Genomic DNA, 23796 nt, shown 5'->3' on the forward strand with positions numbered 1-23796 from the left:
ATGCTGCCGTTCCGCAGAGCCGCCGCGCAGCCCCTGTCGCGGCGCCGCTTCCTCGTGGTGTCCGGCGCCGCCGGCGCCGGCCTGACGCTGGCCTTCCACATCCCCGGCGCCGCGGCGGCCGGACCCGCCGCATCCGCGGCGCCGGCGGCCGTGTCGCCCTTCAACGCCTATCTCACCGTCGCCCCCGACGGGACCGTCACCGTCCTGTCCGCCCATCTCGACATGGGACAGGGCATCTATTCCGGCATCGCCACCCTGGTGGCGGAGGAGCTGGACGCCGATCCCGTCGCCGTGCGGGTGGAAGGGGCGGCCGGCAACCCCGCGCTCTACGGAAACGTGGCGTGGGGCGGGGCCGCCCAGGGCACCGGCGGGTCCACCGCCATGACCTCGTCGTTCGAGCGCTACCGCCGTGCCGGCGCCACCGCGCGGGCCATGCTGGTCGCCGCGGCGGCGGCGGAGTGGAAGGTGCCGGCGGCCGAGGTGACGGTGGCGAGCGGGGCGGTGACGCACCCGAGCGGCCGCCGCGCCGGTTTCGGCGATCTGGCCGCGGCGGCGGCCGCCCTTCCCGTGCCGGAGGACGTGCCGCTCAAGCCCCCCGGCGCCTGGACGCTGATCGGCACCGAGGCGTTCCGCCGCGTCGACAGCCGCGCCAAGGCGACGGGGCGGCAGATCTTCACCATCGACCTGTCCCTGCCGGGCATGCTGACCGCGGTGATCGCCCGTCCGCCGCTGTTCGGGGCGACGGTCGCCTCCGTCGACGACGCGGCGGCCCGGGCGGTCAAGGGCGTGGTGGCGGTCGTGCCGATCTCCCGCGGCGTCGCGGTGATCGCCCGCGATACCGCCGCCGCGCTCAAGGGGCGTGAGGCCCTCACGGTGGAGTGGGACCGCTCCGCGGCGGAGACCCGCGGCAGCGACGCCCTGATGGCCGAATACCGGCGCCTCGCGGCACAGCCCCCGACCGCGGTCGCGGAACGGCGCGGCGACCCCGACAGCGCCTTTGCCGGTGCGGCACGGACCATCGAGGCGTCCTACGAGTTCCCCTTCCTGGCCCACGCCGCCCTGGAGCCGCTGGACGCCGTGGCGCGCCGGGACGGTGACGTGGTGGAGGTGTGGGGCGGTCACCAGATCCCCGACCTCTACCAGGCGCTGGCGGCGCGGGCGGCGGGCGTGACCCCCGACAAGGTGCGCCTGCACGTGATGATGACCGGTGGCGGTTTCGGCCGGCGCGCCGTCGCCGACGGCGACGTGGTGGTCGAAGCGGTGGAGTGCGCCCGGGCCATCGACTGGCAGGCGCCGGTCAAGGTGCTGTGGACCCGCGAGGACGACATGACCGGCGGCCGCTACCGCCCCATGTACCTGCACACGGTCAGGGCGGCGCTGGACGCGGCGGGCAACCCGGTGGCCTGGAAGCACCGCATCGTCGGGCAGTCGATCCTGGCCGGCACGCCCTTCGAGGGCATGGTGCGGGACGGGGTGGACGTCACCTCGGTGGAAGGGGTCTCGAACACGCCCTACACCCTGCCCAACCTGCTGGTGGAACTGACCACGACGAAGACCGGCGTGCCGGTGTTGTGGTGGCGCTCGGTCGGCCACACCCACACCGCCTACGTCATGGAGACCATGATCGACGAGCTGGCGGCGGCGGCGGGCCGTGATCCGGTCGAGTACCGCCGTGCCCTGCTGCGCGACCATCCCCGCCACCGCGCGGTGCTGGACCTGGCGGCGGAGAAGGCGGGCTGGGGCGATCCGCTGCCGGCCGGCCGCTTCCGCGGCGTGGCGGTGCACGAGTCGTTCCACACCTACGTGGCCCAGGTGGCGGAGATCGCCATGGACGAGCGCGGCGGCTTCCGGGTGGAGCGGGTGGTCTGTGCGGTGGATTGCGGCATCGCCGTCAATCCGGACCAGATCCGCGCCCAGGTGGAAGGCGGTGTCGGGTTCGGGTTGGGGGCGGTGCTGCACTCGCAGATCACCCTGACCGACGGAGTGGTGGACCAGGGGAACTTCGACACCTACCGGGTGCTGCGCATGGACGAGATGCCGGCGGTGGAGGTGCACATCGTTCCCTCGGCCGAGCCGCCCACCGGCATCGGCGAGCCGGGCGTGCCGCCCATCGGCCCGGCGGTCGCCAACGCCCTGGCTGCCGCCACCGGCCGGCGGGTGCGCGTCCTGCCCTTCGACCGTGCGGAGTCGGCCTGACGCCGCACGGCTCCGGCCCGGCGGCGGTCACGCCGCCGAGGCCAGGACCTCGCGCAGGCGGGCGGGGGTGACGGGCTTGTGCAGGAGGCGGAAGCCGCTGCGCTCCACCTCCGCGATGCGTTCGGGTGCGGTGTCGCCGGTGATGACCACCGCCGGCACCCGCACGCCGCACACGCCGAAGACGTCGCGGATCGCCTCCACGCCGGTGCGGCCCTCGCGCAGGCGGTAGTCGGCGAGAATCGCCCGCGGCGCGCGGCCGAGCCCGAGCAGCAGCTCGATCGCCTCGTCGGCGGAAACCGCCGCCGCCACCTCGTAGCCCCACTGTTCAAGCATGGCGCGCATGCTGACCAGGATGACCGTGTCGTCGTCGATCACCAGGATCAGCCCCTTGCCGTCCGGCTGCGGAGGCAGGGCGTTGACGGCGCGGGGCAGGGCGCGGGCCGCTGCCGCCGGCACCTCCAGCGCGAAGGTGCTGCCGCGGCCGGGCTGCGAGCGCACCGTCACCTCATGCCCCAGCAGGCTGGCGAGGCGGCGCACGATGGCCAGGCCGAGGCCGAGCCCCTTGCGCCGGTCGCGCTCGGGGTTGCCGAGCTGGGTGAACTCCTCGAAGATCTCCGGCAGCTTGCCGGCGGGGATGCCGATGCCGCTGTCGGCCACCACGATGCGCAGCGTCCCGTCGCGGCGGCGGCAGCCCAGGACGATGCCGCCCGTGACGGTGTAGCGCAGGGCGTTCTCCAGCAGATTGCGCAGGGCGCGCTCCAGCAGCACGGGATCGCTGCGGGTCCACGCCCGCGTCGGCACATGGCGCAGGCGCAGGCCGGCCTCCGCGGCGCGCGGCGCGTATTCCGCGGCGATGCGGGCCAGCAGCGGCCCCAGGGCGAACTCCGTCACGTTGGGCTGCACCACCCCGGCGTCCAGGCGTGACACGTCGAGGATGCTGTCCAGCAGGCCCTTCAGGGCGTCCAGCGACCCGCTCATGCTGGCCAGCATGTCGGCGGCGGGGTGGCCGTCCAGCCGGTCCGACAGGGCGTGGGCGAAGAAGAACAGGGACTGCACCGGCTGGCGCAGATCGTGGCTGGCGGCGGCCAGGAACTTCGACTTGGCGACGTCGGCGCGCTCCGCCGCGTCGCGGGCCTTCACGGCCTCCTCCCGCGCCCGCTCGGCCTCGGCGGTGGCGGCGCGCAGGGCCGTCTCGGCCGCCTTGCGTTCGGAGATGTCGCGCATGATGCCGGTGTAGTAGACGGTGCCGCCGGCCCGCCATTCCGCCACCGACAGCTCCAGCGGGAAGGTGGAGCCATCCCGGCGCCGCCCGGTCACCTCGCGGCCGATACCGATGATCCGCCGCTCGCCGGTGGCGCGGTAGCGGGCGATGTACCCGTCGTGGGCGCTCCGGTCGGGCTCCGGCATCAGGACGCAGACGTTGCTGCCCATCACCTCCGCCCCGGCGTAGCCGAAGGTGCGCTCCGCCGCGGGGTTGAACGACAGGATGGTGCCGGCGCCGTCGATCAGCACGATGGGGTCGACGGCGCTGTCGACGACGGCGCGGTAGCGCGCCTCATGCTCGGCCGTGCGGTCCGCCGCCCGCTGGCGGTCGACCACCGAGGAGGCCAGCGCCATGCCCAGAAGCGCCACGGTGGCCAGGGAGACGCCGACCGCCAGCAGCGGCGGCCCGACCGCCGCATCGACGCGCACCGGGACCGGCGGCGTTTCCATGGCGTGGAAGGTGGCGGCACTCATGCCGACGTAGTGCATCGCCACCACCGCCAGGCCCAGGACCAGCGCCCCCAGCAGCCTTTGCCGCGCGTGCGCCGTGCGGAAGGCGAGCCACATGGCGGCGGTGGACGCCGCGATGGCAACCGCGACCGACAGGCCGACCAGCCCGCTGTCATAGGTCAGGCGGGCCGGCACCTGCATCCCCGCCATGCCCACATAGTGCATGGTGACGATGCCCAGCCCGGTCAGCGTGCCGGCCACCGGAATGGTGAACCGCCGCGGCACGTTGCGGGCGACCGCGAACAGCCCGGCGCCCGATACGGCGACCGCCAGCAGCAGCGACAGGGTGGTCAGGCCGACGTCGTAGTGGACCGCCATCGGCATGCGGAAGGCCAGCATGCCGATGAAATGCATGGACCAGATGCCGGCGCCGAGCGTGCAGGCGGCGGCGGCCAGCCAGCCGCTGAACCGGCGCCCGGCACCCTGGTCGCGCGCCGCGCGGGCGTGTTGGGCGAGATCGAGGGCCGTGTAGGCCCCGAACACCGCCACCGCCACGGACAGCGCGACGAGCAGCGGATCGAAATGGCCGGTGGAAGGAAGGGTGGACACGTCGGGTGAACCGGGCGGCGGAGGGAAACGATAGCAGCATATGGTAACCGGCACCGGCAGGGCACGCCGGTCAAAGGGCAAGGGTGCCCTCGCCGATGGTCGGCCTCCCCTGTCCGAAAGGTCAGGCCAGAACGTGCAGGAACGAGCCGGACACGGTGCCGCGGCGCCCGCCGCAGCGGACCGGGACGGCGCCGTCCGCCTCCGCCGCGGCGAACAGCGGATCGTCGAGACCGGCATCGGTGACGGTGACGTGCGCCCCTTCGCAGGCCGCCACCACGGTCCCGGCGGCGCCCAGCGGATGGTCGGCCAGCAGCCGCGCCCGGCGGTATCCGCCGTCGTCGCGGCGGGTGCCGCGGGCGGAGGTGCGCAGGCCGAGCAGGCCGGCCATGGGGAAGGTCCCGTTATCGGTGTCCAGCGCCTCGCCCAGGATGGCGTATCCGCCGCCCTCGCCATAGACCGGGCCGCGGGCCGCCACGGACCGCAGGCCGTCGCGGAAGCGGCGGGCGGCGGCGAGGGCGCCGGCGTGGCGCTCCGGCGCGCCGCCCGGCAGATAGACCGCGTCGGCGTAGCGCGGCGGCGCCTCGTCGGCGAGCGGCGAGAACACCATCAACTCCGCCCCGGCGGCGCGCCAGCCCTCCAGGACATGGGGGTAGAGCAGGCCGAAGGCGTCGTCATGGGCCACCGCGATGCGCTGGGCCAGGGGCGGCAGGGCGGGACCCGGACCGCCGGCACGGCACACAGCCGGGGTGGCCAGCGCGCACAGCCGGTCCAGGTCGAGGTTGGCGGCGATCAGCCGGCCCAGGGTGTCGAGGCGCCGGGCCACGGCCGGGGCCGTCGGATCGGGGGGTGCCACCCCCGACGGATCGCCGGCCCCCGGCGCCGGCAGGGCGATGTCGGGGTCGTCCGGCAGGGCGCCCAGCACGGGGATGCCGAGGGCGGCCACCGCGTCGGCGGCCAGCCGCCGGTCCCGCGCCACGGACGCCGTGTTGAGGACCACGCCGGCGATGCGCACGTCCGGCCGGTGGGCGGCGAAGCCCCGCACCAGCGCCGCCGCGGACTGGGCGAGGCCGCGGCCGTTCAGCACCAGCAGCACCGGCCAGCCGGTGTGGGCGGCGATGTCGGCGGTGGCGCCGGTGCCGGCGGCGCCGCGCTCCGCGGCCCCGTCGAACAGCCCCATCCGGCCCTCGCACAGCACCAGCTCCGCCCCCTCGCCGGCGCGCCGGATGATGCGGTCCAGCAGGTCCGGCCCCATGGCCCAACTGTCGAGGTGGAAGGACGGGCGCCCGGTCACCGCGGCGTGCCAGGCCGGGGCCACGGGGTCGAGACCGGCCTTGACGGCGGCCACGGCGACGCCGCGGGCGCGCAGGGCCGCCAGCAGGCCGAGCGTCACCGTGGAGGTTCCGCTGCCGCCGGCCGGGGCCGCGACCACCAGACCGGGGGCGCTGCGGGCTGCCGGCGGCGACACCTCAGCCATGGCCGGCCTCATCCGGGGCGAACCAGGCCAGCGACGCCCGCAGCGGCACCACGTCGCCCACGACGACGATGGTGGGGGGCTCCAGGCCGCTGGCCGCCAGATCGTCGGCGGCGGTGGCCAGGGTCGTCTCCAGCACCCGCTGGCGCGGGGTCGTGGCGTCGGCGACGATGGCGACGGGGGTGGAGGGGGCCCGGCCGCCGGCGATCAGCTCCGCCGCAATGTCCGGCAGGGTGCGCCAGGCCATGTAGAGGACCAGCGGCGCGCCGGTGGCGGCGATGGCCCGCCAGTCCGTGGCCTTGTCCCGCGAATAGCCGGTGGCGAGGATCACCGCCTGGTTGGCGCAGCGGTGGGTCGCCGGGATGCCGGCGTAGGCCAGGCCGCCGATGCCGGCGGTGATGCCGGGGACGATGCGGAACGGAATGCCGGCGGCGGCCAGCGCCTCCGCCTCCTCACCGCCGCGGCCGAAGACGCAGGGATCGCCCCCCTTCAGGCGCAGCACCCGCACGCCTTCGCGCGCCAGCTCGACGAGGCGGCGGCTGATGTCCTCCTGGGCCGCCGAGGGGCGGCCGCCGCGCTTGCCCGCGTGCTCCAGCCGCGCATCCGGCCGGGCGATGGCGAGGATGCGGTCGTCGACCAGGGCGTCGTGGACGATCACGTCGGCCTCGCGCAGGCCGTGCAGGGCGTTCAGCGTCAACAGTCCGGGATCACCGGGGCCGGCGCCCACCAGCCAAACGCTGCCGGGGTCGAAGGGGACGAGGTAGGAGGCGGGGATCGGAACGTCGACGGTCATGCTCGGGCGCTCGGGGAGGGCGGGGCGGCGGCGAGCGTAGCACGAAACCGCCGTCCGCCACCTCCCTTCGCACCCCGCGGGACCTGTGATACGCGGTCAGGAAAATCCTGACCGCTGCGTTCAGACGCCACGCAGGCTTCGGCCCAATCGGGCCGCGGCCGCCGTCGCGGCCGATACCGGGTTCGGACGTCAAGACGTACCGAACCCGGTATGATCTCCGCCGGGCCGGGTCACCCGTCCTCGGCCAGGCGGATGCCCGTGACGGCGGTGCGGGCGGCCGGGCGGAGGAAGTGGCGGGTGAAGGCGGTGGCGTAGTCGAACGGGGTGACGCAGCTTCCCCCGCGCACCACCATGCGGTTGGCCATGAAGCGGCCGGCGGTTGCCTCGCCGACGGGCTCGGACTCCGGTGCGCGGTAGCCGGGATAGGGCAGGAAGGGGCTGCGCGTCCACTCCCAGACGTCGCCGAAGAGCTGCCACGGCGGCTCGCCCTGGCAGCCGCCGGCCTGCGGGTGGCGGTTGCCGTTGCCCAGCAGATTGCCGAAGGCGTCCCGGTCGGCGGCGACCGCCTCCCACTCGGATTCCGCCGGTACCCGCTTGCCGGCCCAGCGGGCGAAGGCGTCGGCCTCGTACCAGCTCACATGGCACACCGGTTCCGCCGGATCGAGGGGGCGCATGCCGTAGAGCGTGAAGACCTGCCAGCCGCCGTCGCGCCATTCCCAGTAGAGCGGCGCCTGCCAGCCTTCGGCGCGCGCCACCTCCCAGCCGTCGCCCAGCCACAGGGAGGGGGTGGTGTAGCCGCGGTCCTCGATGAAGGCCAGATACTCGCCGCAGTTCACCGGCCGGTTGGCGAGCCGGAAGGGTGGCAGCATCACCCGGTGGCGGGGCCCTTCGTGGTCGGCACCGGGGACCGGCTCGGCGCGGCCGATCTCCACCACGCCGCCGGGGTGGGCGGTCCAGCTCTGCGGCGACGGGGTGCCGGGGCCGGGGCGCGGGTCGGGTTCGTAGGCCGGCCGCAGCGGGTTGCTCCAGAACGCGTGCTTGACGTCGGTGATCAGGCGTTCCTGGTGCCGGCGCTCGTGCACCAGCCCCAACTCGATGCGCGTCGCCGCATCCTCCAGCCGCCCCTCGTCGATGCGGTCGAGGAGATGGAGCACCGCGCCGTTCACATGGTCGCGGTAGCGCATCACCTCGGCGGCGGTCGGGCGCGACAGCAGGTGCTGCGTCGGTGCCGGCATGTGATGCCCGAACCGGTCGTCGACGGCAGCGAACAGATCGAGGAACGCCGGATCGAAGGGTCGGTAGGTGGGATCGCAGGGGATCAGGACGCGGCTCTCGAAGAACCAGGTGCTGTGCGCCAGGTGCCATTTCGCGGGGGCACCCTCGGGCAGGGATCGGACCATCAGGTCCTCGGCACCCAGCGGCGCCACCAGTTCGGCGGTGCGTCCGCGGGCCTTGCGGAACCGGGTAGCGAGGGATTGGCGCAACGCTTCGGGCGGCGTTCCCACCGGGGCGATGGCGGAGTCGGGCATGGTGACCTCCCGTCAACGGGCGAGCGGCGACCGCGCGGCCTCCGCCCCGCCACTATAGCCCGGCTGCGGGCGGTGGCGTCGGACGCTTCCGGGGGAGGTATAACCACATGTCGGGTGCGGCCATCGGCCTACACGTCGACCACGAACCGCGGCCGCGCGGTGTGATGCAGTGCCAGCAGCAGGTGCAGGTAGACGGCGATCTTGCGGGCGCGCTCGGTGTGGAGAGCGAGGCAGTCGCGGAGCTGGCGGGCAAGGCGGGCGTTCTCCGCCGCCTCGTCGGGCGGCAGATGCGGGTGGACCGGGGCGGCGACCCGGACGAACGGCTCATGGTCGGCGGCGACCGGCGTGTCGGCATCCGCCGGCGGACCGCCGGCGGGGTGTTCGGGCTCCGCCGCCGTACCGGCGTCTCCGGCCGGTTCCCCGGACGGCGGCGGCTGGCCATAATTGACCGGGGTGGCCGGCTGGGCGCCGGCGAAATGGGTGCGGATGTTGCGCTTGATCCGCTCGCGCTGGCCCGGTTCCAGCGCGTCGATCTGGTCGATCTCCTCGAACAGCAGGTCGTGGATGCGCCGGCGCCGGGGCGCGTCCTTCTCCTTGCTGCGCCGCTCCTGCTGCTCGCGGCGTTGCGGATGCCGATCGGTGGCTGTCCCCGCGCGCTCGACAGCGACGGCGGAGCGGATCAACGGCTCGGATCGGCCGATGCTGGAGTCTGCCATGGCGGGCGGCTCCGGCGCGCGCAGCCCCGGCGGGGCGCATCGAACGTAAGCGTAGCAAACGCCCGGTCCCTGTCAAGGAATCCGGGCGTTCGATTCGGGACCTTCGGACGCCGGCCGTCACCGGCCCACGGGCAGTCGCTCGTCCAGCGCCAGATTCAGGAGAAGCACGTTGATCCGTGGCTCGCCCAACAGGCCGAGTGTGCGGCCCTCGGTGTGCTCCTCGACCAGGGTGCGCACCTGCGCCGCCGGGACATGGCGTGCGTCGGCGACGCGTTCGATCTGGAAGGCCGCGGCGGCCGGCGAGATGTGGGGGTCGAGGCCGCTCCCCGATGCGGTGGCAAGATCCGCAGGGACCGGGCCGGCCCCGCGGGGATTGTCGGCGCGCAGGCGCGCGATCCGGTCGGTGACAGCGCCGATCAGGGCCGCGCTGGTCGGTCCCCGGTTGTCGGCGCCGCTGTTGGCGGCGTCGTATCCCGTACCGGCCGCCGAGGGACGGGGGTGGAAGTAGGCTTCACCGGCAAAGGACTGGCCGATCAGGGCGGACCCGACGATCCGGCCGTCCTTTTCGATCAGGCTGCCTGCGGCCTGCCGGGGAAAGACGGCTTGCGCGATGCCGGTGACGGCCAGGGGGTAGACCAGACCGGTCAGCACGGTCATCACGAGCACCAGGACGAAGGCGGGGCGGAGTTCGTTCAGCACGGCGGTACACTCCTCAGGCGAGGCCGAGCATGGTCACGGCGAGGTCGATGGCCTTGATCCCGAAGAAGGGGACCACGAGGCCGCCGAGGCCATAGACCAGCAGATTGCGGCGCAGCAGGCCGGCGGCATCGGCGGGCCGATAGACGACCCCCTTCAGGGCCAGCGGGATCAGCGCGACGATCACCAGGGCGTTGAAGATGATGGCGGAGAGGATGGCGCTTTGCGGGCTTGCCAGCCCCATGACGTTCAGCGCCTGGAGTTGCGGATAGGCCGAAATGAACAGCGCCGGGATGATGGCGAAGTACTTCGCCACGTCGTTGGCGATTGAGAATGTGGTCAGCGCGCCGCGACTCATCAGGATCTGCTTGCCGATCATGACGATCTCGATCAGTTTTGTGGGATCGCTTTCCAGATCGACCATGTTGCCGGCTTCGCGCGCCGCCTGGGTGCCGGTGTTCATCGCCACACCGACATCGGCCTGTGCCAGCGCCGGCGCGTCGTTCGATCCATCGCCGCACATGGCGACCAGGTGGCCCTCGCCCTGGTATTGGCGGATCAGCTCCAGCTTGCGCTCCGGCGTCGCTTCGGCGAGGAAGTCGTCCACGCCGGCCTCGGCGGCGATGGCGGCCGCGGTCAACGGGTTGTCGCCGGTGATCATCACCGTCCGGATGCCCATGGCGCGCAGCGTTCGGAAACGGTCGCGGATGCCCGGCTTGACGATGTCCTTGAGATGGACGACGCCCAGCGTGCGGTCATCCTGCACCACCACCAGCGGCGTGCCGCCGGCTTTGGCCACCCGTTCCACGGCCCGGGTCAGGTCGCGGCCGACGGCGCGCTGCCCGACCAGCGCCATGATCGTATCGGATGCGCCCTTGCGGATCTGCACCTGCCTCCCGGCGGCATCCGCGATGTCGACACCGCTCATGCGCGCCCGGGCGGAGAAGGGAACGAAGGTCAGGCCCGAGCGGTCGAGGGCCGCGGGATCGAAGCCGAAGCGTTCTCCGGCCAGCGTGACGATCGACTTGCCCTCCGGTGTGTCGTCGGCCAGCGACGACAGGAAGGCCGCCTCGGCGAGATCGCGCTCGGCGATGCCGGCAACCGGGATGAACTCCGCCGCCTGCCGGTTGCCCAGGGTGATGGTCCCGGTCTTGTCGAGCAGCAGGACATCGACGTCACCCGCCGCCTCCACGGCGCGGCCGGACTTGGCGATTACGTTGAATCGGACCAGGCGGTCCATGCCGGCGATGCCGATGGCAGACAGCAGGCCACCGATGGTGGTCGGGATCAGCGTCACGTACAGGGCGACAAGGAACACCACCGGGACCGCAGCACCGGAATAGTCGGCGAAGGCCGGCAAGGTCGTCACCACCAGCAGGAAGATGATGGACAAGCCGGCCAGCAGGATGTTCAGCGCGATCTCGTTGGGGGTCTTCTGGCGTTTGGCGCCTTCGACCAGCAATATCATGCGGTCGAGGAAGCTCTCTCCGGGATTGGTGGTGATGCGGATGACGATGCGATCCGACACCACGCGTGTGCCGCCCGTGACGGCCGAGCGGTCGCCGCCCGATTCACGAATCACAGGGGCGGATTCGCCGGTGATGGCGCTCTCGTCCACGGTGGCGATGCCGGCGATCACGTCGCCGTCGCCGGGGATGATGTCCCCCGCCTCGGCGACCACCAGATCGCCGGCGCGCAGGGTGGCGGCGGGCACCATGCGGACCGCCGTGTCGGTTTCGCCGGTGATCCTCCTGGCCATGGTCTCGGTCCTGGTCCTGCGCAGACCGGCTGCCTGCGCCTTGCCGCGCCCTTCGGCCACCGCCTCGGCGAAATTGGCAAACAGGACGGTGAACCATAGCCAGGCGGCGATCTGGCCGGCGACGGCGGTGTTCTCGCCGCCGCCGAGTTCGCGCAAAAACAGCATGGTGGACAGGACCGCCGCGACGGCGGTGACGAAGATGACCGGCGTTCGCACCAGATCGCGGGGATCGAGCTTGCGCAGGGCGACGACCGCCGCCCGGCCGGTGATCGCGGCATCGAACAGGGAAATCGCGGATGAACGGTGAATCATGATTCGAAGTCCTCGCAGCCGGGGTCGTTCAGAACGCGATTCCGGTGCCGAGCATCAGGTGCTCGACCACGGGACCCAGCGCCAGCACCGGGAAGAAGGTCAGGCCGCCGACGATCAGCACGACGCCGACCAGAAGACCCACGAACAGGCCGCCGTGGGTCGGGAAGGTGCCGGGTGAGGCGGGAACCGCCTTCCTGGCGGCCAGGGTGCCGGCAATGGCCAGCACCGGCAGGATCACCAGGAAGCGGCCGACCAGCATGGCCAGCGCGATCGTCGTGTTGTGGTAAAGGCTGTCCGCCGCGAAGCCCGCGAAGGCCGAGCCGTTGTTCCCGGTGCCCGAACTGTAGGCGTAGAGCACTTCGGTCAGGCCGTGCGGGCCGCCGTCCCGGATGCCGGCGAGCCCCGCGGGCAGAACCACGGTCAGGGCCGACAGGCCGAGAATGCCCACCGGCATGGTCAATATGGCGATCATCGCCAGTTTGATCTCCCGGGCCTCGATCTTCTTGCCCAGGTACTCCGGCGTGCGGCCGACCATCAGGCCGGCGATGAAGACGGCAAGCAGGACGAAGATCAGCATGCCGTAGAGACCGGCACCGACGCCGCCGTAGATCACCTCGCCCAGCATCATGTTGACCAGCGGCACCATGCCGCCGAGCGGCGTGTAGCTGTCGTGCATGGAATTGACCGAGCCGTTCGAGGCGGCCGTCGTCGCCACCGCCCACAGCACCGAATTGACGATGCCGAAGCGGACCTCCTTGCCTTCCATGTTGCCGCCGGCGGGATCGGTCCCGGCCGCGATCAGCGCCGGGTTGCCCTGCAGTTCCGCCCAACAGGCAACGCCGACGCCGGCGACAAACATCAGACCCATGGCGATGAACAGGGCCCGGCCCTGGCGCCGGTCGCCGACCATGCGACCGAAGGTGGAGGTCAGGCCCGCGGCCAGGAGCAGCAGGAAGACCATTTCCACCAGGTTGGTCAGCGGCGTCGGATTCTCGTAGGGGTGGGCCGAGTTGACCGAGAAATAGCCGCCGCCGTTGGAGCCGATCTGCTTGATGGCGACCTGCGAGGCGACGGGCCCCTGCGCGATCACCTGCTGCGCGCCTTCGACCGTCGCGGCGACGGTGTAGGCGTCAAGGTTCTGCGGCATGCCCTGGCTGACCAGGAACAGGGCCGTGACGATGCTGATCGGCAGCAGCACGTAGAGGATGGCGCGCGTCAGGTCGACGTAGACGTTGCCCACCGTGCGCGCCGACCGGCGCGCAAAGCCACGGATCAGCGCGATCAGCACGGCGATGCCGCTGGCCGCGGAGAGGAAGTTCTGCACCGTCAGCCCGGCCATCTGGCTGAGGTAGCTCAGCGTGCTCTCACCGCCGTAGGCTTGCCAGTTTGTGTTGGTCGTGAAGCTGACCGCCGTGTTGAAGGCGAGGTCCGGAGCCACCGGACCCTGCCCGGCCGGGTTGAGGGGCAGCCACGCCTGAAGCCGCAGCAGCGCATAGAGCGCCAGCATGCCCGCCAGGTTGACGGCCAGCAGCGCCAGGGCGTAGGCCGTCCAGTGCTGTTCCCGGTCGGCACGGATGCCGCAGATACGGTAGATGGCGCGCTCCACCGGGCCGAGAATGCGGTCGAGGGGCACCCTCTCACCCGAGAAGACACGCGCCATATAGCCCCCGACGACCGGGGTCAGGGCGGCCACCAGGCCGCAGAAGATGATGATCTGGAGTATGTCCGCAGCGTTCATGGAAGCCCCCCGTCAGAACCGCTCGGGACGGAACAGGGCGTAGCCGAGGTAGCCGAGCAGGGCCACGGCCACCAGCCCACCGGGGATGAGGTCGACGATCATGGAACGACCCCTTCGTCACAGACGGTCGAGGGCGCGCACCAGAAGTGCGCACAGCCCGAAAAAGGCGAGGATGATCGCAGGGAAGAGAATGTCGAGCATACCCAACTCCGTGTTGCCGGATGGCGCGGGGCGGGGCGGACGGTGTCTCTCCGCAGCCTGTTCCCGGTCATGCCCCATGCGCAGGATGGCATCCTTTCACGGATCTGCGTGAATGTTCGAGACGGAAGTCCGTAAATCGACCATATGGCGGTATAAAGATTTCATAAAAATCCGATGCCGGACGATTGCCCAAAGAGAATGACGCCGGGTATTCCTTACGGATATTGCAATGCGAGACGGATGGGGGAAAGATGGCGGCCCGCGGTACAGGAGGGAGGCGTCCGTCTCGGGGCGACGTTCTCCCGACTGCCGCCGGTGTCAGGGAGCCGGACTCCCACTTTCCGCGGTGATCCGATCCATGCCCGACGACAAGGACCTTCGCCCCTCCGCCGACGCCCTGCTGGAGGAGGCCACCCGCGAACACCGGGGCAAGCTGAAGATTTTTCTGGGCGCCGCACCGGGGGTGGGCAAGACCTACGCCATGCTGGAGGAGGCGCACCGCCGGCTGGGCGAGGGGGTGGACCTGGTCGTCGGCATCGCCGAGACCCATGGACGGCAGGAGACCGAGGCGCTGCTGGGCGGGCTGGAGGTGCTGCCCCGGCGCACCATCGAGTACCGCGGGCGGCCGTTCGGCGAGATGGACCTGGACGCCATCCTGGAGCGCCGGCCCCGGCTCGTGCTGGTGGACGAACTGGCCCACACCAACATCCCCGGCAGCCGTCACGTCAAGCGCTGGCAGGACGTGGATGAGATCCTCGACGCCGGCATCGACGTCTATACCACGCTGAACGTGCAGCACCTGGAGAGTCTCAACGACGTCGTCGAACGCATCGCCGGCATCAAGGTGCGCGAGACCCTGCCCGACGGTGTGCTGCAAAGGGCCGACGAGATCGAACTGATCGACCTGCCGCCGCAGGAACTGCTCAAGCGACTGGCCGAGGGGAAGGTCTATGTGCCCGAACAGGCGCGCCGCGCCGCCGGCCACTTCTTCACCCCCGGTACCCTGACCGCCCTGCGCGAGATGGCGCTGCGCCAGGCGGCCGAGCGTGTCGACGCCCAGATGCTGCGGTTCCGGAGCGTTCACGCGGTGGAACGCCCCTGGCCGACGCGTGAGCGCATCCTCGTCTGCCTGGCGGATGGTCCTTCGGCGCCGCGTCTGGTGCGGGTGGCCAAGCGGGCGGCGGAGCGCCGCGGCGCCCCCTGGGTGGCGCTGTACGTGGAGACGCACCGGCACGCGGCCCTGGCGGAGGCCGACAAGGATGCGATCGCACTGGCGCTTCGGCTGGCCGAGCAGCTCGGTGGCGAAGGCGCGGTGGTGCAGGGGGAGGACGTGGCCCGGGAGGTGATGGCCTTCGCCAGGGCGCGCAACGTCAGCCAGATCATCGTCGGCCGGCCGCATCCCCGCCGCCGGTTCGGCGTCCTGCGTCCATCGGTGACCCGGCAGGTGCTGGCCAACAGCGCCGACTTCGACATCCTGGTGGTGTCCGGCGGGGAGGAGCCCGCCGCCCGCTCCGCGCCCGAGCGCGAGCCGCCGGCACCCGTCCACTGGCCGGGCTATCTCGCGGCGACCGGAATGGTCGCCGCGGCAACGGCCGCGGCGTATCCGATCTATTGGTACCTGCCGTTGCCCAACGTCTCCCTGGCCTATCTTCTGGCGGTCCTGCTGGTGGCGGTGCGGTTCGGGCTGGGACCGTCGCTCTACGCTTCGCTGGCCAGTTTCGTGCCGTACAATTTCCTGTTTACGGATCCCCGATTCACCTTCTCGGTGTCGGATACGCAGAACGCCCTGACCATGTTGTTCTTCGTGGTCGTCGCGGTGATTGCCAGCAATCTGGCGGCGCGGGTGCGCGCGCAGGTCGAGGCGACTCGCACCAACGCACGGCGCACCGCCAACCTCTACGACTTCAACCGCCGCGTCGCCGCCGCCGTGGGGCTGGACGACGTGCTGTGGGCGGTCGTGCACCACGTCGCGGCCACGGTGGGCGGGGCTTCGCTGGTGCTCATGCCGACCGACGGGCTGCTGGAGGTGCGCGCCGGCTATCCGCCGGAGGATCGCCTGGACGACAAGTCCATGGCCGCGGCGCAGTGGGCCTGGGAGCATGGCAAGCGGGCCGGGCGGGGATCGGCCACGCTGCCGGCCACCGACTGGCTGTTCCTTCCGCTGGGCACGGCCCGCGGGGCGGTGGGGGTGTTGGGTGTGCAGATCGGCGACGACGGACAGTTGCTGTCGCCCGAGCAGGGGCGTCTCGTCGACACGCTCGCCGACCAGGCCGCGCTCGCCATCGAGCGCACGACGCTGGTGTCGGACATCGAGGCGGCCCGCGTCGCCAGCGAAACCGAGCGGCTGCGCACCGCCTTGCTCTCGTCGCTGTCCCATGACCTGCGCACGCCGCTGGTCTCCATTCTCGGCGCCGCGTCGAGCCTGTACAACTACGACCGCTCGCTCAAGCCCGCCGAGCGCCTGGAACTGGTGCAGACGATCCAGGAGGAGGCGGAACGCCTCAACCGCTTCGTCCAGAACCTGCTGGACATGACGCGGATCGGGTCGGGGGCGCTGAAGCCGCGCACCGACTGGATCGATCTGCAGGACGTGGTCGGGGCGGCGCTGGAGCGTGCGCGGTCGATGCTGCGCCGCCGCCGGGTGCGGATCGACCTGGAGGAGGGGCTGCCGATTCTCTGCCTCGACCCGGTGCTGATGGAACAGGTGTTCTTCAACCTGATCGACAACGCCTGCAAATATTCCCCCGCCGGCACGCCCGTCACCGTGTGGGCCCGGCGACGCGGTGCGGCGGTGGTGGTGGAGGTCTGCGACCTCGGACCCGGCATTCCGGAAAAGGATCGTGAGAGGGTTTTCGACATGTTCTACCGTGTCGAGGCCGGTGACCGGCAGACGGCGGGCACCGGCCTGGGGCTGGCCATCTGCCGGGGAATCGTCGAGGCGCACGGCGGGCGCATCCGGGCCGAACGCGGCATCAACGAGGCCGGCACCTGCATCATCCTGACGCTGCCGCTGACGACGCCGCCGGCGCTTCCGACGGCGGGCGACGAATGATCGGGGACACCGGCATGGCGAACGGCGATAGCCGCACCGCCGCGAAGATCCTGGTCGTCGACGATGAACCGCAGATCCGCCGGTTCCTGCGCATCAGCCTGTCCGCCAACGGCTACCGGGTGGCCGAGGCGGACGGCGGCAGGGCCGGAATCGAGGCGTGCGCCCGCGAGCGGCCCGACCTGGTGATCCTCGACCTGGGCCTTCCCGACCTGGACGGGCAGGAGGTGATCAGCGCGGTGCGGGCGACCGGGACCGTTCCCATCATCGTCCTCTCCGTGCGCGCGCAGGAGTACGACAAGGTGGAGGCGCTGGATCGCGGCGCCGACGACTATGTGGTGAAACCCTTCGGCATCGCCGAACTGATGGCCCGCGTCCGCGCCGCGCTGCGCCAGCGCGTTCCCGACGGTGGCCCGGTCCGGCCGGTGACGGCCTTCGGCGTCACCATCGATTTCGAGCGCCGGGTGGTCGAACGTGACGGCCGCGGCGTCCACCTGTCGCGCAAGGAACTGGAGCTGCTGTTCATCCTGGCCCGCCACGCGGACCATGTGTTGACCCACGCCGAACTGCTGCGCGCCGTATGGGGTGAGGCGCACGTCGCCGACACCGCCTATCTGCGGGTTTACGTCAAGCAGCTCCGCCAGAAGCTGGAGGCCGAGCCGGACCGGCCGAGGCTGATCGTGACCGAGGCGGGCGTGGGATACCGCCTGCGCACCGGTGCACCGTAAAAGCAAAGGGCCCGGGTCCATCACGGGACCCGGGCCCTTGCCGGCCGGGAAGTCCGATCAACCCGCGATCAGTCCGCGGCCCCCGGCATGGCGGCGACCGGCTGGGGCCGGCGGCGGCCGATGCGGAAGTCGGGGAAGGCGTTGATCAGCGACGTGATCAGCGCCGCCAGATAGGGCAGGGACTGCACCACCAGCAGACCGGCCCACATGAAGGCGTCGCGGTTCTCGTGGCCGAACACCAGCACGATGGCCAGCGCGGCGGCCCACAGGGACACCAGCAGCGCGATCTCCTCCCGCGCCATCAGGATGGCCTGCATGAACGCGGGCTGGTTCTCGCACTTGGGCGTGCGCACGAAAGGCCGGCCGGAGGTGAACATGCCCTGCCACATGGCGCGGCCCACCGTGTGCGTCAGCGCCATGCCGGCCACCGCCGCCCCGACCTTGTCCCAGAAGCCGCACTTCACCCGCGCCTCGTAGAGCCAGAGGGACGCCGCCACCTTGAAGGCGAAGACGCTGAGGGTCGGGATCATGAAGGCGTTGGGCGGGAACTCGAAGTACTTGGGGAACAGCAGCAGCCCCAGCGACCAGATCACGCCGGCCACACCGAAGACCATGTGCGCCGCGTCGGCGAACCAGGGCAGCCAGCCGGTGATGAAGTGGTACTTCTGGCCGCTGGTCAGCTTGCGGGCACCGGGCAGCAGCTCGCGCCAGTGGCGCTTGAGGATCTGCACGGCGCCGTAGGCCCAGCGGAAACGCTGCGTCTTGTAGGCCGAGAAGCTGTCGGGGACGAGGCCCTTGCCGTAGCTCTCGGGCATGTAGACGGACTCGTATCCGGCCTCGAACAGGCGCAGGCCCAATTCGGCGTCCTCGGTGATGCACCACTCGCCCCAGCGCCCCACGTCCACCAGCGCCTGCTTGCGGATGATGGTCATGGTGCCGTGCTGGATGATGGCGTTGCGCTCGTTGCGCTGGACCATGCCGATGTGGAAGAAGCCGGCATACTCCCAGTTGATCATCCGCTGGAACAGGTCATGGCTCCAGTCGCGGTAATCCTGCGGCGACTGCACGAAGCCGACCTCCGGACGGGCGAAGTGCGGGATGGTCGCCTTCAGCCAGTCGGGATGGACCTGGTAGTCGCTGTCGATGACCGCCACGAACTCGGCGTCCGGCGCCGTCACGTCGAGACCGAAGTTCAGCGCGCCGGCCTTGAAGCCCGGCCAGTTGTCCAGGTGGAAGAAGCGGAACTTCTCGCCGAGCTGCTTGCAGTAGGCCTCGACCGGCTTCCACACCTCGGGGTCCTTGGTGTTGTTGTCGATCAGCAGCACCTCGAAGTTCGGGTAGTCGAGGCGGGCCAGGGCGTCCAGGGTCTGAATGACCATGTGCGGCGGCTCGTTGTAGCACGGCACGTGGATCGAGACCTTGGGCGCGTCGGGGGCGGGGGCGGCCTGGCAGGGCTGGAAGCGGCGCCGGAAGCGCTCCTGCCACACCACTTCGGTCAGCTCCAGCCCGTCGATCAGCATCACCGCCAGCAGCACGAACTGGCAGAAGATCAGCACGCCCCAGGCGATCTCGGTGGTCGTCGCCAGGCCGGCGGCGGAAGCGGCGGAGAAGGTGAACACCAGCACCGAGCCGACCGCCTGGATCAGCGCGCCATAGAACAACTTACCGGCGAACTTCAGGTCGTTGCGGCGGGTCAGGAAGAACACCAGCGGCAGGAACGCCAGCCCGACCGAGGCGGCGCACAGCACCGGCCAGTTCTTCATCTCGTGGACGTCGCCGATCATCGGGAACTTGGGATTGCGCCAGGCGTCCCACATGCCCCACGAGGTGCCGGCGGTGCCTTCGATCTCCCGCTTCCACGGCTGGTCGAAGGCTTCCATGATGAAGTAGTCGAGCCGGTTCTGCGCCGCCACGTTCAGGAAGGTGCGGACGAACTTGGCCTGGTTGACCTGGCTGGCCTCGGCGCCGCGCCGCCACGGGCCGTCGGCCGGCCAGCCGATTTCCGAGATCAGGATGTGCTTGTTGGGAAAGCGCGTCTTCAGCTCGTTGTAGCGGAGCATGGCGTAATCGACGGCATCGTCCACCGGCACGCCTTCCCAGTAGGGCAGCAGGTGCACGGCCAGGAAGTCGACGGCGTCCGCCAGTTCCGGATGCTCCAGCCAGACGTGCCACGGCTCCGCGGTGGAGACCGGGACGTTGACCTTCTTCTTCACCCGCCGGATGTAGTCGATCATCTGCGGCACGGTGACGTCGGCGCGCAACAGCGCCTCGTTGCCCACCAGCACGCGGCGTACGTTGGGGTAGGTGCGGGCCAGCTTGATCAGGCCGGCGATCTCCGGCTCGTCGATCTCGGTCTGGCCCTGGATCCAGGCGCCCGCCGTGACGGGAATCCCGTGCTTGCGCGCGATGGCGGGCACCATTTCCGATCCGTCGGTGGTCGAATAGGTGCGCACGCCCTTGACCGAGCCTTCGAGGGCCTTAAGGTCCTTTTCGATGTCGTCGGACGTCGGCCGGTCGCGCTTGGTCGGACTCTTGTCGGGGTGAAATGGGGTATAGCTGACGCCGTTGATGACGCCGGCCCACGGCCGCTCTGCAACGGGGCGGTTCCACAGTGCCCAGGCCCCGACATTGCCGAGGATGACCAGGAAGAGAACCGCAATCGCTGACTTGCGCATAGGTGTGTGCAATCCCCGCACATGTTCCATCCGGGGCAGGCGCGGTTGCCCCGGTCGATCCAGTGCCATCCGGGCGGGCGTACGGGCGGCGTCTCCGCCCCGACCAACCTCGGACCGAACCCCGGCACTTGCTGTGGTTGCTGGATGAAGCCCCCGACGCGAAACCCGCCCGCCCCCACTCATCCCGTTTGTGGGGCGGAACGACCTTCACGGTGCGTTCGGCGATGCTGCGCGCCGACCGATCCATTCGAGATCGTCCGTCGCATTCTATACATTTCCCCTTGCATCGCAACCATCGCCCCATGAACAACGGGCGGTCCCGGATTATTCCGCGGCTGCCGAACGCGAGGATCCAGCCATGTTCCGCCTGAACGAACGCCTGGCCGGGGACACGGTTCCCCTGGGGGTGTCGCCGCTGTGCCGTGTGCTGCTCATGGACAACCGGCACTGGCCCTGGCTGATCCTGGTGCCGGAGCGGCCGGACGTGCGCGAGCTGCACCATCTGGACGCCCCCGACCGGGTCCGGCTGATCGAGGAAATATCGTTTGTTTCCAAGGTGTTGGAGGATGTCTCCCGGCCCGACAAGCTGAACGTGGGGGCGCTCGGCAACGTCGTCCCGCAGTTGCATGTGCACGTGATCGCGCGCCGCCGCGACGATCCCGCCTGGCCCGGCCCGGTGTGGGGGTCCGGTCACGCCGACCGCTATCCGGCCGGGGAGCGCGACGCATGGACGCAGCGACTCCGGGAAGCGTTGCGTCCCCTGTGGCGGGAATGACGGCGCGACTCGGCGCGGCCCCGCCTGTTGTATGGGGCGGAGCAACCGATGGAGTCGACCATGAACAGTGACCGCATGAAGGGTTCCGCCAAGGAGGTCGCCGGTGAGGCCGAGAAGCAGACCGGCCAGGTGACCGGCAACCGCGACCTGGAGAGCAAAGGCCGCGAGCACAAGACCGAAGGAAAGATCGACAAGGCTGCGGGCAAGGTGAAGGACGTCATTCGCGGCAAGGATTGATCGTTCCGGCACCTTCGCCGGCCCGGAACGGGGTGGCCGGGACGTCCTTCGAGCTACCCCGTTTCCCTTGTGCCTGCGCGAATCTGTCCGATGGCCGCCCGGCCGAGCGGCGCGTACGCTTTCACGCGGGCCCCATTCGGCCCGGAAGGAGGCGTCCCGTGACACAAGAAGCGGTGACCGGCGCCTACCGGCGCCAACACGCCGAGATCGACCGGCTCGTTGCATCCCTGCTGGACCTGCTGAACAGCCCCGACGCGCCGCAACGTCTGTTCGACGCGCGGGCGCTGCTGACGGCCCTGGACAGCGCCGTCGACACCCACCTGACCCTGGAGGCGCAGGGGCTGTACCCGCGGCTGCTCGCCCACGCCGACCCCGACCTGCGCGCCGCCGCGGCGCGGTGCCGGGAGGAGACGAGCGGGCTGCGCCCGGTGTTTCGCAGCTATGTGGACGAATGGACCGACATCAGCGCCATCGGCAACCGTTTCGGAACTTTCCGGGCGGAGACGCGCGCCGTGCTCGCCCGCCTGGACAGCCGCATGCGGCGTGAGCGCGAGGAACTGTTCCCCGAACTCGATCGGCTGGGGTGGTGACACCGGGGTGGTGACGACGAAACGCCCCTCTTCCGCCGGGAAGAGGGGCGTTTTGCCGACTCTGCTATCCTTGCGCGATCAGCCGGCGTCGGCCATGGCGCGCTGGTGCTTCTTGCGCTCGTTCGGGTCGAGGTAGCGCTTGCGCAGGCGGATCGACTTGGGCGTCACCTCCACCAGCTCGTCGTCGGCGATGTAGGACAGGGCCTTCTCCAGGGTCATCTGGATGGGCGGGGTGAGGCGCACGGCCTCGTCCTTGCTGGTGGTGCGGATGTTGGTGAGCTGCTTGCCCTTGATGACGTTGACGTCCAGGTCGTTGCCGCGGGTGTGCTCGCCGATGATCATGCCCTGATAGACGGGCACGCCGGGGTCGATCAGCATCGGCCCGCGGTCTTCCAGGTTCCACAGCGCGTAGGCCACGGCGGTGCCGTCGCTGTTGGAGATGAGCACGCCGGTGCGCCGCGCCGCGATCGGCCCCTTGTAGGGGGCGTAGCCATGGAACAGGCGGTTCATGATGCCGGTGCCACGGGTGTCGGTCAGGAACTCGCTCTGGTAGCCGATCAGGCCGCGCGACGGGGCGTGGAAGACCACGCGGGTCTTGCCGCCGCCACCCGGCTTCATCTCCACCAGGTCGCCCTTGCGTTCGGCCATCTTCTGCACGACGGTGCCCGAGAACTCCTCGTCCACATCGATGACGACCTCCTCGATCGGCTCCAGGCGCTGGCCGTTCAGGGGATCGGTCTTGAACAGCACGCGCGGCCGGCTGATGGACAGCTCATAGCCCTCGCGCCGCATGGTCTCGATGAGGATGCCGAGCTGCAGCTCGCCGCGCCCCGCCACCTCGAAGGCGTCGCCGCCCTCGGTGTCGGAGATCCGCAGGGCCACATTGCCCTCCGTCTCGCGGTAGAGACGGTCCCGGATCATGCGGCTGGTGACCTTGTCGCCCTCGCGCCCGGCCAGCGGGCTGTCGTTGACCGAGAAGGTCATGGCCAGGGTCGGCGGGTCGATGGGCTGGGCGGGCAGGGCGTCGGTGACGGCGGTGTCGCAGATGGTGTCGGCCACCGTGGTCTGGGACAGGCCGGCCACCGCGACGATGTCGCCGGCCACCGCCTCGTCCACCGGCACGCGCTCCAGGCCGCGGAAGGCCAGCACCTTGGTGGCGCGTCCCTGCTCGATCAGCTTGCCGTCGCGGGTCAGCGACTTGATTGCCTGGTTGGGCTTCAGGCGCCCGGACTCGATACGGCCGGTCAGCAGGCGGCCCAGGTAGGGGTTGGCCTCCAGCGTGGTGGCCAGCATGCGGAACGGCTCGTCCTCGCTGCCGACGCGGGGGGCCGGCACATGGTCGCGGATCAGGGCGAACAGCGGCTCCAGGCTGTCGCGCGCGCCGTTCTCAAGGTCCGGCGTCGCCCAGCCGTTGCGGCCCGAGGCGAACAGGGTGGGGAAGTCGAGCTGCTCGTCCGAGGCGTCGAGCGAGGCGAAGAGGTCGAACACCTCGTCATGCACCTCGTGGGCGCGGGCGTCGGGACGGTCCACCTTGTTGACCACCACGATAGGGCGCAGGCCCAGCTTCAGCGCCTTGCCCAGCACGAACTTGGTCTGCGGCAGCGGCCCTTCGGCCGCGTCGCACAGCAGCACCACGCCGTCGACCATGGAGAGGATGCGCTCCACCTCGCCGCCGAAATCGGCGTGGCCGGGGGTGTCGACGATGTTGATGCGCAGGTCCTTCCACAGGACCGAGGTGCACTTGGCCAGGATGGTGATGCCGCGCTCGCGCTCCAGGTCGTTGGAGTCCATGGCGCGCTCGGCCACCTGCTGGTTCTCGCGGAAAGAACCCGATTGCTTGAGAAGCTGATCGACCAGCGTGGTCTTGCCATGGTCGACGTGGGCGATGATCGCGACGTTTCGGAGGTTCATGCTGTCCCGTGTCTTTAGGTCGGTCGGCCTGTGCGGCTACGGGCCCCACCGACATGGGCCCCAGCAAGAGCGGATGCGAACCCATGACAAAACGGCCC

The 23796-nt window shown here is 70.8% G+C and carries 17 protein-coding genes; 6 read left to right on the forward strand and 11 right to left on the reverse strand.

All coding sequences use genetic code 11. The features are described 5' to 3' along the window. Positions 1-2196, forward strand: a complete 2196-nt coding sequence (locus G472_RS0104630) for a xanthine dehydrogenase family protein molybdopterin-binding subunit (RefSeq protein ID WP_035691060.1) — start codon at positions 1-3, stop codon at positions 2194-2196. A 27-nt stretch (positions 2197-2223) separates the two neighbouring features. Here G472_RS0104630 and G472_RS0104635 read toward each other — a convergent pair whose 3' ends face one another. From G472_RS0104635 to kdpF, 9 genes are all read right to left on the reverse strand, one after another. After that, complete coding sequence (locus tag G472_RS0104635; protein WP_029007436.1) at positions 2224-4518, reverse strand: hybrid sensor histidine kinase/response regulator; 2295 nt, start codon at positions 4516-4518, stop codon at positions 2224-2226. A 121-nt stretch (positions 4519-4639) separates the two neighbouring features. After that, positions 4640-5992, reverse strand: a complete 1353-nt coding sequence (locus tag G472_RS0104640) for a cobyrinic acid a,c-diamide synthase CobB (protein ID WP_035691063.1) — start codon at positions 5990-5992, stop codon at positions 4640-4642. Further along, entirely contained in the window at positions 5985-6782 is a 798-nt protein-coding gene (gene cobA, locus G472_RS0104645) for a uroporphyrinogen-III C-methyltransferase (RefSeq protein WP_029007438.1), read from the reverse strand. Before cobA ends, G472_RS0104640 begins: the two co-directional genes overlap by 8 nt. 230 nt (positions 6783-7012) lie before the next feature. Continuing rightward, positions 7013-8311 carry an ergothioneine biosynthesis protein EgtB gene (egtB, locus tag G472_RS0104650; RefSeq protein WP_035691065.1) on the reverse strand — a complete coding sequence of 433 codons (1299 nt, stop codon included), beginning with the start codon at positions 8309-8311 and terminating at the stop codon, positions 7013-7015. A 128-nt stretch (positions 8312-8439) separates the two neighbouring features. After that, positions 8440-9027 carry a hypothetical protein gene (locus tag G472_RS0104655; protein WP_029007440.1) on the reverse strand — a complete coding sequence of 196 codons (588 nt, stop codon included), beginning with the start codon at positions 9025-9027 and terminating at the stop codon, positions 8440-8442. Between the two features lie 117 nt (positions 9028-9144). After that, positions 9145-9726, reverse strand: coding sequence for a potassium-transporting ATPase subunit KdpC (kdpC, locus tag G472_RS0104660; protein ID WP_029007441.1), 582 nt, complete (start codon positions 9724-9726; stop codon positions 9145-9147). A 13-nt stretch (positions 9727-9739) separates the two neighbouring features. Continuing rightward, positions 9740-11794: a potassium-transporting ATPase subunit KdpB gene (kdpB, locus tag G472_RS0104665; protein ID WP_156926997.1), complete on the reverse strand. Its 2055-nt coding sequence runs from the start codon at positions 11792-11794 to the stop codon at positions 9740-9742. Positions 11795-11822: 28 nt separating this feature from the next. Continuing rightward, positions 11823-13532, reverse strand: coding sequence for a potassium-transporting ATPase subunit KdpA (gene kdpA, locus G472_RS0104670; RefSeq protein ID WP_029007443.1), 1710 nt, complete (start codon positions 13530-13532; stop codon positions 11823-11825). Positions 13533-13544: 12 nt separating this feature from the next. Then, complete coding sequence (gene kdpF / locus G472_RS37910) at positions 13545-13634, reverse strand: K(+)-transporting ATPase subunit F (protein ID WP_084536443.1); 90 nt, start codon at positions 13632-13634, stop codon at positions 13545-13547. A gap of 457 nt (positions 13635-14091) precedes the next feature. Between kdpF and G472_RS0104685 the strand changes: the two genes are divergently transcribed. Then, on the forward strand, positions 14092-16785 hold the full coding sequence (locus G472_RS0104685) for a sensor histidine kinase (RefSeq protein WP_029007444.1): 2694 nt from the start codon (positions 14092-14094) through the stop codon (positions 16783-16785). A 14-nt stretch (positions 16786-16799) separates the two neighbouring features. After that, positions 16800-17510 (forward strand): response regulator, encoded by a 711-nt coding sequence (locus tag G472_RS0104690; RefSeq protein ID WP_029007445.1) that lies wholly within the window; start codon positions 16800-16802, stop codon positions 17508-17510. A gap of 68 nt (positions 17511-17578) precedes the next feature. Here the strand turns inward: G472_RS0104690 and G472_RS0104695 are convergent, their stop codons facing one another. Continuing rightward, complete coding sequence (locus G472_RS0104695) at positions 17579-20185, reverse strand: glycosyltransferase family 2 protein (RefSeq protein ID WP_029007446.1); 2607 nt, start codon at positions 20183-20185, stop codon at positions 17579-17581. A gap of 358 nt (positions 20186-20543) precedes the next feature. Here G472_RS0104695 and G472_RS31270 point away from each other — a divergent pair, with 358 nt between their 5' ends. The 3 genes from G472_RS31270 to G472_RS0104710 all read left to right on the forward strand — a co-directional run bounded on the left by G472_RS31270 (position 20544) and on the right by G472_RS0104710 (position 21787). Next, positions 20544-20960 carry an HIT domain-containing protein gene (locus tag G472_RS31270; RefSeq protein WP_035691068.1) on the forward strand — a complete coding sequence of 139 codons (417 nt, stop codon included), beginning with the start codon at positions 20544-20546 and terminating at the stop codon, positions 20958-20960. A gap of 60 nt (positions 20961-21020) precedes the next feature. Further along, complete coding sequence (locus tag G472_RS0104705; protein WP_084536482.1) at positions 21021-21197, forward strand: CsbD family protein; 177 nt, start codon at positions 21021-21023, stop codon at positions 21195-21197. A gap of 158 nt (positions 21198-21355) precedes the next feature. Then, positions 21356-21787 carry a hemerythrin domain-containing protein gene (locus tag G472_RS0104710; RefSeq protein WP_029007448.1) on the forward strand — a complete coding sequence of 144 codons (432 nt, stop codon included), beginning with the start codon at positions 21356-21358 and terminating at the stop codon, positions 21785-21787. Positions 21788-21865: 78 nt separating this feature from the next. On the opposite strand, the gene typA is transcribed toward G472_RS0104710, so the two are convergent. Continuing rightward, complete coding sequence (gene typA / locus G472_RS0104715) at positions 21866-23698, reverse strand: translational GTPase TypA (RefSeq protein WP_029007449.1); 1833 nt, start codon at positions 23696-23698, stop codon at positions 21866-21868. Between the last annotated feature and the right edge of the window lie 98 nt (positions 23699-23796).

The organism is Azospirillum halopraeferens DSM 3675, from assembly GCF_000429625.1.
GTDB lineage: Bacteria > Pseudomonadota > Alphaproteobacteria > Azospirillales > Azospirillaceae > Azospirillum > Azospirillum halopraeferens.

Coding starts and splice junctions, on each gene's coding strand:
- G472_RS0104630 (WP_035691060.1), top strand. CDS start 1: ATGCTGCCGTTCCGCAGAGCCGCCGCGCAGCCCCTGTCGCGGCGCCGC.
- G472_RS0104640 (WP_035691063.1), bottom strand. CDS start 5,992: ATGGCTGAGGTGTCGCCGCCGGCAGCCCGCAGCGCCCCCGGTCTGGTG.
- cobA (WP_029007438.1), bottom strand. CDS start 6,782: ATGACCGTCGACGTTCCGATCCCCGCCTCCTACCTCGTCCCCTTCGAC.
- egtB (WP_035691065.1), bottom strand. CDS start 8,311: ATGCCCGACTCCGCCATCGCCCCGGTGGGAACGCCGCCCGAAGCGTTG.
- G472_RS0104655 (WP_029007440.1), bottom strand. CDS start 9,027: ATGGCAGACTCCAGCATCGGCCGATCCGAGCCGTTGATCCGCTCCGCC.
- kdpB (WP_156926997.1), bottom strand. CDS start 11,794: ATGATTCACCGTTCATCCGCGATTTCCCTGTTCGATGCCGCGATCACC.
- kdpA (WP_029007443.1), bottom strand. CDS start 13,532: ATGAACGCTGCGGACATACTCCAGATCATCATCTTCTGCGGCCTGGTG.
- kdpF (WP_084536443.1), bottom strand. CDS start 13,634: ATGATCGTCGACCTCATCCCCGGTGGGCTGGTGGCCGTGGCCCTGCTC.
- G472_RS0104685 (WP_029007444.1), top strand. CDS start 14,092: ATGCCCGACGACAAGGACCTTCGCCCCTCCGCCGACGCCCTGCTGGAG.
- G472_RS0104690 (WP_029007445.1), top strand. CDS start 16,800: ATGGCGAACGGCGATAGCCGCACCGCCGCGAAGATCCTGGTCGTCGAC.
- G472_RS0104695 (WP_029007446.1), bottom strand. CDS start 20,185: ATGCGCAAGTCAGCGATTGCGGTTCTCTTCCTGGTCATCCTCGGCAAT.
- G472_RS31270 (WP_035691068.1), top strand. CDS start 20,544: ATGTTCCGCCTGAACGAACGCCTGGCCGGGGACACGGTTCCCCTGGGG.
- G472_RS0104705 (WP_084536482.1), top strand. CDS start 21,021: ATGAACAGTGACCGCATGAAGGGTTCCGCCAAGGAGGTCGCCGGTGAG.
- typA (WP_029007449.1), bottom strand. CDS start 23,698: ATGAACCTCCGAAACGTCGCGATCATCGCCCACGTCGACCATGGCAAG.